This window comes from Janibacter sp. CoH_79_TC_3 (assembly GCF_058197955.1).
Window position 1 is genome coordinate 1 of sequence record NZ_JBXWIV010000034.1, and the last position, 10277, is coordinate 10277.

Consider the following 10277-nt stretch of genomic DNA (forward strand, 5'->3'; position numbering starts at 1 on the left):
CCCCAATGGGTTCATGCTGATTTAACGATCTGTCAGGCAGTATATGCAAGTAACGCTATGATGTATAATGATATAAACCATACTTAGTATTAGCTGAGGTAATAATGGATTTGCCACCGTTGCGTGCCATACAATGCTTCGAATCCGTTGCACGACTTAACAGCTTTTCAAAAGCAGCAGAAAGCCTCAATGTGACACAAAGTGCCGTGAGTCACCAAATACGCATCCTTGAAGAGTATCTTGGGGAAGCAATGTTTTACAGGCAAGGCCGGACCTTTTCGTTGACAGAGGTTGGTGAGCGTTATTTCACAGATGTGAGTGGCGCATTGGGTCTACTTTCAGATAGTAGTCAGATTATTAAACATGGAAAACCTGGGCATATACGCTTAGCTCTGTACAGTTCAGTCGCAGTGAATTGGTTGATTCCTCGATTAGAAGACTTCTATAGACAGTATCCAGAAATAGAACTTACTTTAGATATGGTTAATCATCCCTCTGATTATAATGAGCAAAGGGCCGATTGTTATATCACCGTCGATCCTCCTCCACATGCTTTCATCAGTAAGTTTTTATTTACTGAAACTTTATATCCTGTTTGTGGTCAAAAGCTTTGGGAGAAAATAAGAGATAAACCCCTTCCTGACGCATTGTGGCGGCATCCAATATTGTCTGTGAGATATGCAGATACAAGCGTGAATACAGCAGAGGATTGGCTGCGGTGGTGTAAGGCAGGCGGATTTGAATTGCCAAGCGATATAAAGATAAATCATTTTAGTCATGTGCTACTAGCGATAGAAGCCGCAAGGTACAATCTGGGCATTACTCTTACCAATAATTATATGATGCAGGATGACGCCTATAAACAAAATATCGTTAAAATCCCAATGCATGAACTACTAACAGGGGATAAATTTTACTTCGTTTACAAGGAATTAAAGAAAAATAAGGATGATATTATTAAACTATGTAAATGGTTAGAATCTCAGTGTGAGTAAAGAAATCCTCTATCTTATTTGTTGTTACAAGAAAAATAATGATTTGTTAAGGGGTTTAAAATGATGATTTAGAAAATCCCGATTCAATAACTCATAAACACTCGTATCCTCAAAAAATAGTCATTCATTTTATCTGATATTCAAATAATATAAGTTAATAGGTTGAAGTTTAAAAGAAATAAAGCTCATTACATTTAGTTAAAGTCGAATTAACTTTAGAATAAAAACGGAAATTTATACGTTTTTTTATTGTTTATCTGTTAGTGATAATGGCTGTTATCATATCTATTCTTAATATAGATTAGGGTCTCTATATATATTTGCTTAAACTTGCCCGAATAACATTACGCCATGTATTAATGAAGGACCTAAGAATACCATAAACAATCCCGCTAAAATCATTGTTAAACTTGCTATAACGCCCTCATCCTCATTGCGCTGACTTGCCCGGGCTGTACCAAAACCGTGTGATGCATTACCAAATGCGATTCCATTTGCAAGATGGGAGCGAATACGAAAAAAAGTCAAGATCATATCCCCTAAAATCATTCCCACCATCCCTGTAATCAAAGTAAACAATGAGACTAAAGAGGAAGATCCGTGAATTTTTTCAGATAAGTCTAACGCAAATGGTGTCGATATTGAACGGGCCATCAAGCTATAGGTCAAGGTCTTATCAAAATGAAACAAACCAGCGAATATATATATGCTTAAGACCCCCACCACCATCCCGACAGTTATGGAAGCGGTCAAAGCCAAAGCATGTTGACGTATTAAACGACGATACTCATAAATAGGTATAGCAAACGCAACCGTTGCGGGGGCAAGTAGCTGCACAATCCAAGCTGTATCCTTCCAATAAGTATCATAAGAGATATTAAAAATAATCATTAATGAAAGCGTTACTACTGGAACCGTGATAGCAGGGTTTAGCCAAGATTTTCGATAGCGCACATAGACTACTCTAGCCATATAATAGGCAGCTAATGTCCAAATGAGACAAAGGATTGACCAAGTATTCATCGCAAATCCTCACGCATTATTATCATTTTTTAGGTTTAATTGGGCTTTATGAATCTGATGACGATACAATCTACGTTGCAAACGGCGCCCCATGATAAAGGTTAATGCTGAGCTTAACATCACCATCGCGGTACTCAAGATAATTGTCAGCATTAATTGCCATCCTTTACTGACAAACAGCGCCTTATATTGAAGTATTGACATCATAAGCGGGATAAACATTAATACTAATTCACCCAAAACAAATTTTGCACCCAGTCTGACCCAGTTAACCTTAATAGCACCACTCATTAATAATATCAGCATTAAAAACATTCCTAAGACGCCTGAGGATACGGGTAAATGCAATAATTCAACCAATATCTCAGCACAATACCAGACAGCTGCGATAATAGCGCATTGCATAAGGACATGAAGCCATGATTGGCGATAGAACTTTTGAAGTGTAAGTTTTTTTTCATCTACAAAAGATAGGGATAAGCGAATATTAGGATTACGCATAATAATTGTTGTTTGTTGATTAGAGACTACTTATTATAAAAATACCATAGTCATAAATTATGAATTATATTTTTATTTTTATTCCCAATTTCTATAATAAATTTCATTATCCTTCCTAACCATGGTTTATTATTCATGATAACTTTGAAACAATTACGCTGCTTTGTGACAGTTGTAAAAACAGGTGGGTTTCTTCAAGCCAGTATTCAACTCAATTTAACCCAACCCACCGTTACCAAATCTATCAGTAATCTTGAAGAATATTTAGGCGTAGCTCTGTTTGATAAGCCTTTGACTCATAGAAAAAAGCGGCTAGTTAATTTAACGGAAATTGGCGAACACCTCTATATTCAAGCAGTTGATATCTTACAAAAGGCAGATAATCTTGAACAAACAGTAGTAGATTATCAGCAATTAATAGGTGGTAAATTGCGTTTGGGTATTTCACCGTTAGGCAGTGAAATACTAAGCAAAGCTATTTTTAACTTTTACCAAATGCATCCTAGTATAGAAACTTCACTTATCGAAGATGGTGCTGAGTCACTTAAGCAGGCCCTTCTAGAGGGGCAACTTGATGTGGCAACATTGATGAAGCCGATTGACGATGATTTTGACTACTTGTCGATATGTTGCTATCCAGTGGTGGTCGTAGCAAATAAAAACCGTATGGGTAAGCAAAAAACCAAGGTAACACTTAAGTCACTATCAAATGCCCCCCTAATTTTATTTACCTCCAATTCATCATTTACTCCGATGATTATAGAAAACTGTCAATCACTAGGTTTTGAACCTAATATTATTTGCCAAACCAATCAGTGGCACTTGCTTCTTGACATGGTAAAACAGGATATGGGCGTGACTCTTTTGCCTCAATATTATACTCAAAAGTTGGATTTAACAGGATTAGTCTGCTTGCCACTAACCCAACCTCAGTTAAAATGGGAGCTTGTCATGGCTTGGCGCCGTCATCGCTTGCTTACACCAAGTATGCAAGCTTGGCTTGATAACATAAGAAAAAATATATAACTAGGCCTTGATAATGCTTTGGCTGTAACAGGGCATAGGTTATACAAAACAGAGGTGATTGAATATTTGAAAGCAGATTTGCAAGGTTTAGCGAATGTACAACTTGCGACATTGAATTGGGTAGATCGGTTCAATAAAAAGCGTATACACAGTGCATTGGGCTATGTATCGCCTTTTGAGTTTGAGAGCCTTTCCTAAAAAGTGTGTAACTGCTTATAATCCACTAACAGGAGAATAAGCAATGACTACTCAATCTGACATTAAAAAACTGGCCGAGCAAATGGCTGGTAGCATGAACAGCTTCGATGACATCAAAGACTTTCAGAAGCAGCTCATGCAGTCGTTTATCGATACTGCCTTAGAGGCTGAGATGGAAGACCATCTCGGCTACCCCAAGCATGAGAAAGCAGACAAGCCTAACAAGCGCAATGGGCACACTAAAAAGACCGTCCGCAGTGACACAGGCGAGCTTGAGATATCCACCCCAAGAGACCGTGATGGTGACTTTGAACCTGCGTTAGTGCGTAAGCATCAAACCCGTATTAGTGGCCTTGATGATAAAATCATATTTCACTACAGGCATAGCCTTACGTCTTGCGCTTCGGGCAAGTGTCTCCCAGACACTTGCTGATCCTCGCTCATACGCCAAGGGTCAAACCACTACCGAGATTGTAGAGAGCATCAAAGAGCTCTATGACGTCGACATCTCAAGCTCTCTTGTCTCAAGAGTCACCGATAACATATTAGAGGACATCACCGTTTGGCAGAACCGGCCGCTGAGCAGTGTTTATCCTATCGTCTATTTGGACTGCATCGTCGTTAAGGTACGCCAAGACAAGCAGATCATCAACAAGGCGATCTATCTGGCGCTAGGCGTGGGACTTGATGGTAAAAAAGAGCTGCTTGGCATGTGGCTATCAGAGAATGAAGGCGCTAAGTTCTGGCTAGGTGTTCTCACTGAATTACAAAACCGCGGGGTACAAGATATCCTCATTGCTTGTGTTGACGGTCTAAAGGGCTTCCCTGATGCCATCAATACCGTTTATCCCAAAGCCAAGGTTCAGCTGTGTATCGTACACATGGTACGCTATTCAATGAAGTTTGTGCCGTGGACGGATAAAAAGGCAATAGCGGCTGATTTAAAAGCCATCTACGGCGCTGATACGCTTGAGATAGCAGAGGCCAATCTCGAGCACTTTGATGAGACTTGGGGCACAGAGTACCCGCACGTGGTCAAGTCTTGGCGTAATAACTGGGAGGGCTTAACGGTGTTCTTTGAGTATCCGAAAGACATCAGAAAAGTGATTTATACTACTAATGCGATAGAATCGCTAAACAGCGTCATTCGGACAGCGGTGAATAAACGTAAGGTGTTCCCGTCTGATCAGGCAGCATTCAAGGTAGTCTACCTAGCAACTCAGCAGGCGTCGTCAAGGTGGTCGATGCCAATCCGTAACTGGACGTCTGCTCTGAATCGTTTTATGATTATGTTTGATGACCGTATCAGTAAGCATTTAATCTAAAGGGCAGTTACACAGAATCTGGGATGGTCTCGATATATTTTAGAAAATACTACCCTTCGTGACCACTAATCCTTATTTAAAATGGACCCTTAGATATTTAGGCTAGTAGCACCAATGGTTTGAGTGGATAAGGTAGTTTTAATGTACTTAGCGAACATTCAACTTTCTAGTTAGGACTCGAATATTTGGCTGTAAGCTAAAGATGTTAATTGTTTAATTTTATGAAATATTACGCAATGTGCTTTGTAATGTACTTACTATGCATTTTCTATTCGTGTTTAGTACGCCACATAGGCATCGATACTCGTACTCAGCATTGTTCTCTTGATTAATTTTGATAACCGCATTAGATTAGGAATTGCTATCCTCAATAATTTTTATTACCTAGGATAGCTTCATCTATTTTCTCGTTATTCTTTAAACTGCCAATAGTAAATATCAACAGTATTTATTGCTACATCATCAATATGCATCTTTAAAAATTAATACGATATCTTCTTTTGTTCCCTTGCGTGGATTACTAAAGGCATTACCATCTTTTAATGCATTATCTGCCATGAGTTCAAAGTCTTGCTCTTTGACTCCTAATTCGCTGAGATGGCCAGGGATGGCGACATCGGCAGAAAGTCTAAACAAGGCATTAATGGCTTTTTCAGCCGCTTCTATCGCTGAACAATCTACTGTATTTTCTCCGAGAAATTCTGCGATATCAGCAAATTTTTGTACATTGGCGATCAAATTATAACGGCATACATGCGGTAATAATATTGCTGACCTATGCTGTCAATCCCGCAGACATTAACTTAAGAAGTTTTATTTACTCAGCCTGATGATAATGATCAAACTACATTTGTCTTGGCATTTTATAGACCAAACCTTTTTGAATCTTAATCTAGCTGTGTTCAAGCTCAATATATTTAGTAATATTGATAATGGCATGAAATTCTTTTATAGCCTTGCTATACGCTAAATCATTCTTCAACGTACCTAAAAGCTCTCTATAGGGATATTATCGAAACAGTTGTACCGCTTGAACATCGAACCTTTAAATTAATGCTTGGCAAACCAAATCTACTGCCGTGCGCTTACTACTACATATAATAATTACACAATAAAACAAAAAGATAATATAACTTAACATTTGATAATTGAACAGTTGGTTAATATAAGGATTAAGAAGCTTAATATAAATAAGAGAAGCCCGTGAAACGTGCAGAGCAAGAACGCTCATTACAAACTAAAAATAAGATATTGTTAGCTGCCCTTTCCGAGTTTGCTTCAACAGGTTTTGATGGTGTTTCAACGCGAACCATTGCTAAAAAAGCAGAGGTGAACCACACCTTGATTAGCCATCATTTCGGTTCTAAAGAGGCGTTATGGAAAGCCACCGCAAAATTATGTTTTGAGATTTACAGTGAACACAATTTTGAGAAGCGCAGAAACATGCAAGATGCTGAAGCTCGTACTTTAGTGAAAGTGCTGTTAAAAGATTTTATAAAGTTTTGTGCCAACTACCCCGATATTCATCATTTTTTGATACAGGCTAATCAAGGAGATTCGGAAAGACTTGACTGGTTTGTCGAAAACTATTTACGCACTATTTATGATGAAGAGCTGGATATTATTCGAAGAGCACAAAAACTAGGATTGGCTCCTCAAGGAGACAGTATGCATATTCGCTACTTATTACTGGGGGCAGCCACGTCTATTTATACCTTTGCCCCTCAATTTGCAAGATTATCTGGGAAAGACCCTTTTTCTGATGAATTTATTGAGCAGCATGTAGACTATGTTTTAACGCTTTTCACGACCTGCGCCAAAAAGCTATGAGATAGATCACAACGATCTACCTCGTAGCTTTTTTGCATTAAAGACAATTAATATTATATCAAGCCGTTATTTTGCAACATACATAGATATCGAGATTAAAAATGAGTTCAATCACTAGAAATATCTTCGGCACCATCAATAAAACTATTAATCATTGGTATATTCCACTTGTCGTTGGCATTATTTTTATTGCCACCGGGATATATACCTTTGTTTCACCACTTGAGTCTTATGCTGCGCTCGCTATTTTATTCAGCATATCTTTCATTATTTCAGGCGCTTCTGAAATTGCATTTTCTTTATTAAATAAGGAGGTACTTAATAATTGGGGTTGGTTTTTAGTCCTTGGGATTTTAACGTTAATTGTTGGTGTTCTTTTGTTTGTTAACCCGGCAGTATCGCAAGCTACCCTGCTTTTTTATGTGGGTTTTTTAGTATTGTTTCGTTCCATTAGTGCTGTCAGCCATTCATTTGAGTTAAAAGAATATGGCTTTTCTGATTGGGGGTATTTAACAGTAATAGGGGTTGTCGGTATTGTTTTCTCCTTTATCTTATTATCTAACCCTATACTTGGTGGCATGACAGTTGTTATATGGACTGGCTTAGCCCTGATAACCAGTGGCTTTTTCAGCATGTACCTTGCTTTTAAATTAAAAAGACTAAAAGACTTACCAAATAATATTTCTAATGAACTAAGAAGTAGGTTCAATTTAGTATCACAAGAAATTAATAACGTATTAAACAGTAAACAATAACTACATTCTCATTTGGTCACTGACCTATAAATATTTAAGTTAATAGCAGCTTCATTTTAAAACAACACTGAGTCATAAGACTCTTTAACCCACTAAGGGGATCATAATGAAAAAGACTAATGAAAAACAAAAAACTATCGACAGCTTTCCACATCAGCCAGATGCTAATAAAGCCTATCCACACCACTACCCACAAAACACCTTGCCGTTCGCTGACAAAATAGGCAACTATCAACGCAATATTGGTAGACCAACCGACGCTTATAAAGACAGTAAAGTCTATATCATCGGTAGCGGCATCGCAGGATTATCTAGTGCTTACTACTTCATTCGTGATGGTAAAGTACCAGCAGAAAATATCACCTTTTTAGAGCAACTAGAGGTGTCAGGCGGCTCCATGGATGGCTCAGGTAATGCTGAGAATGGCTACATCATACGTGGTGGCCGTGAGATGGAATTTACCTACGAGAACTTTTGGGATGTCTTCCAAGATATTCCTGCAGTAGAGATGCCAGAGCCATACAGCGTACTAGATGAATATAGACTGATTAATGATGATGATCCTAACTATTCAATCGCTCGTTTGGTACATCAGCAAGGTGAAATTAAAGAAACGAATGGTGTTACTCTAAAAAAATCTGATCAATTAGCCTTGATACGTCTCCTACTAAAACGCAAAGAAGAATTAGATGATGTGCGAGTCAACGATTACTTTAGCGACAGCTTCTTTGAAAGTAACTTTTGGATACTTTGGAGCACCATGTTTGCCTTTGAAAAATGGCACAGCTTGCTTGAGTTAAAACTATATATGCACCGCTTTTTGCATGACTTAGATGGTCTGCATAATATGTCGATGCTAGTATTTCCAAAATACAATCAATATGATGGGTTTATCGTACCGCTACGTAACCATCTCATCGAAAAAGGGGTTAAATTCCAATACGATACTTCGGTGACGGATTTAGATATTGAGTTTAATCAAGCTGATGACCATGAATCTGTTAAGGGTTCAGCTGATGAGTCAACCAAAACGGTCAAAGCCATCATTGCAGAAGTAGGCGGTAAGCCTACCCGTATTACTATTACAGAGAATGATTATGTAGTAGCAACCACAGGCACAATGACTGACGACACACGATATGGTGATAATGACTCTGCGCCAAACCTAGACGCTATGTTAGAGAATCAAGGTCAATCAAAAGGTTGGATGCTTTGGAACAATCTTGCACATAAATCCAGCGTCTTTGGTCATCCTGAAAAATTCAATAGCAATGTGAATGAGTCTGCATGGATGTCAGCGACACTGACTTGTAAGCCTTCTGCATTGGTAGATAAAGTTAAAGAGCTGTCTGTTAATGATCCTTACTCAGGTAAAACAGCCACAGGTGGTATCGTCACCTTTACCGATTCTAACTGGGTAATGAGCTTTACTTGTAACCGTCAGCCGCATTTCCCTGATCAACCAAAGGACACCTTAGTACTTTGGGTGTATAGTTTGCTGATGGATAAAGATGGCAATTATATTAAGAAACCAATGCCAGAATGTACAGGTAATGAGATTTTAGCAGAGCTCTGCCACCACCTTGGTATTATCAATGAGTTAGACGGCGTGGTTGACAATACCATTGTTAGATCTACTTATATGCCATATATCACCTCACAGTTTATGGTACGTGCGCAAGGCGACCGCCCTGAAATTGTACCGCAAGGTTGTACTAATCTAGGCTTAGTAGGACAATTTGTCGAAACTAGAAATGATGTGGTATTCACCGTCGAAAGCTCTGTTCGTACGGCTAGAGTCGCGGTATATAGCCTACTGAATATCAAAAAACAGGTGCCTGATATAGATCCATCGCAATATGACATTCGTCACCTATTACGAGCGGCAAATACGCTAAATGATGGCAAAGGATTTATTGGAGAAGGCTTATTACGTAAGCTATTAAAAGATACCTATTATGAGCATATCTTGCCACCTACCCATCTAGATAGTCAGGAAGAAACGAAGCGTAATGACTCTATTTTCTCAGAGTATTGGGAGTCTATTAAAGGTATTTGGCATAAATAAGCTCCTTTAGACTGCAACGCTTGTGGTGGCTTAAACGCTCAGTCACCATAAGATAGTGAAGGTGGTAGATGAAACTCTAGTAGTGATCTGTAGCTTGTAGCTGGCTATTTTAAAAGCTAAGGCAGTTACAGTTACTATGATGATTTCTCTATCACCTTTTTTTGTGCTTTTGTAATACATGGATCATGTGAGCTACACAAGACAGTCCTGTAGAAACCAAAATGGGAGATCTTAATAAGAAAAATTAATGATAATAACCCCTGCTATTGATTTAGTCGCCATTAAATTCACACCTAATGCTAGGAGTTCGATGTCTGTATAACGCACTGAACATGTTCCAATAATGGTGTTAAATCACTACCTTTTCACCATCTAAAATGGGCAGTATAGAACTCTCCAAACCGACCATTGTTCCTAGAAGAATAATTATGGCAAATACTAGCAGCTCGATGTCTACTATATAGCGCACCGATCACAGATTGAACCGCCCCGGTATTGTCGGAGACCTAATATTCTGAGAGAATACGACAATGAAAACACGACATTATACTCCTGA

Annotated in this window: 8 protein-coding genes and 2 pseudogenes; 7 read left to right on the forward strand and 3 right to left on the reverse strand. The window is 38.6% G+C overall.

Annotated features, from left to right (window positions below; all coding sequences use genetic code 11):
- Positions 1-104: 104 nt before the first annotated feature.
- Positions 105-995, forward strand: a complete 891-nt coding sequence (locus tag AC2FA3_RS14665; protein ID WP_201546004.1) for a LysR substrate-binding domain-containing protein — start codon at positions 105-107, stop codon at positions 993-995.
- 324 nt (positions 996-1319) lie between these two features.
- On the opposite strand, the gene AC2FA3_RS14670 is transcribed toward AC2FA3_RS14665, so the two are convergent.
- Together AC2FA3_RS14670 and AC2FA3_RS14675 are read right to left on the reverse strand one after the other, a co-directional pair.
- Complete coding sequence (locus AC2FA3_RS14670; RefSeq protein WP_068406601.1) at positions 1320-2018, reverse strand: LrgB family protein; 699 nt, start codon at positions 2016-2018, stop codon at positions 1320-1322.
- A gap of 9 nt (positions 2019-2027) precedes the next feature.
- On the reverse strand, positions 2028-2423 hold the full coding sequence (locus AC2FA3_RS14675; RefSeq protein WP_227679471.1) for a CidA/LrgA family protein: 396 nt from the start codon (positions 2421-2423) through the stop codon (positions 2028-2030).
- Between the two features lie 231 nt (positions 2424-2654).
- Here AC2FA3_RS14675 and AC2FA3_RS14680 point away from each other — a divergent pair, with 231 nt between their 5' ends.
- The 3 genes and pseudogenes from AC2FA3_RS14680 (at position 2655) to AC2FA3_RS14690 (ending at position 5068) form a co-directional block, all read left to right on the forward strand.
- On the forward strand, positions 2655-3545 hold the full coding sequence (locus AC2FA3_RS14680) for a LysR family transcriptional regulator (protein ID WP_068406606.1): 891 nt from the start codon (positions 2655-2657) through the stop codon (positions 3543-3545).
- A 9-nt stretch (positions 3546-3554) separates the two neighbouring features.
- Positions 3555-3743: pseudogene (locus AC2FA3_RS14685) on the forward strand (integrase core domain-containing protein); the annotation flags it as partial.
- 43 nt (positions 3744-3786) lie between these two features.
- Positions 3787-5068, forward strand: a pseudogene (locus tag AC2FA3_RS14690) (IS256 family transposase).
- A 462-nt stretch (positions 5069-5530) separates the two neighbouring features.
- Here the strand turns inward: AC2FA3_RS14690 and AC2FA3_RS14695 are convergent.
- Entirely contained in the window at positions 5531-5836 is a 306-nt protein-coding gene (locus AC2FA3_RS14695; RefSeq protein ID WP_441344401.1) for a dehydroquinate synthase/iron-containing alcohol dehydrogenase family protein, read from the reverse strand.
- 435 nt (positions 5837-6271) lie between these two features.
- On the opposite strand from AC2FA3_RS14695, the gene AC2FA3_RS14700 reads away from it, so the two are divergent.
- From AC2FA3_RS14700 to AC2FA3_RS14710, 3 genes are all read left to right on the forward strand, one after another.
- Positions 6272-6898, forward strand: a complete 627-nt coding sequence (locus AC2FA3_RS14700) for a TetR/AcrR family transcriptional regulator (protein ID WP_490510230.1) — start codon at positions 6272-6274, stop codon at positions 6896-6898.
- A 101-nt stretch (positions 6899-6999) separates the two neighbouring features.
- Positions 7000-7653, forward strand: a complete 654-nt coding sequence (locus tag AC2FA3_RS14705; protein WP_058023642.1) for an HdeD family acid-resistance protein — start codon at positions 7000-7002, stop codon at positions 7651-7653.
- Between the two features lie 106 nt (positions 7654-7759).
- A complete protein-coding gene (locus AC2FA3_RS14710) occupies positions 7760-9721 on the forward strand; it encodes an oleate hydratase (protein WP_490510232.1) in 1962 nt (653 codons plus the stop codon).
- Positions 9722-10277: the final 556 nt, after the last annotated feature.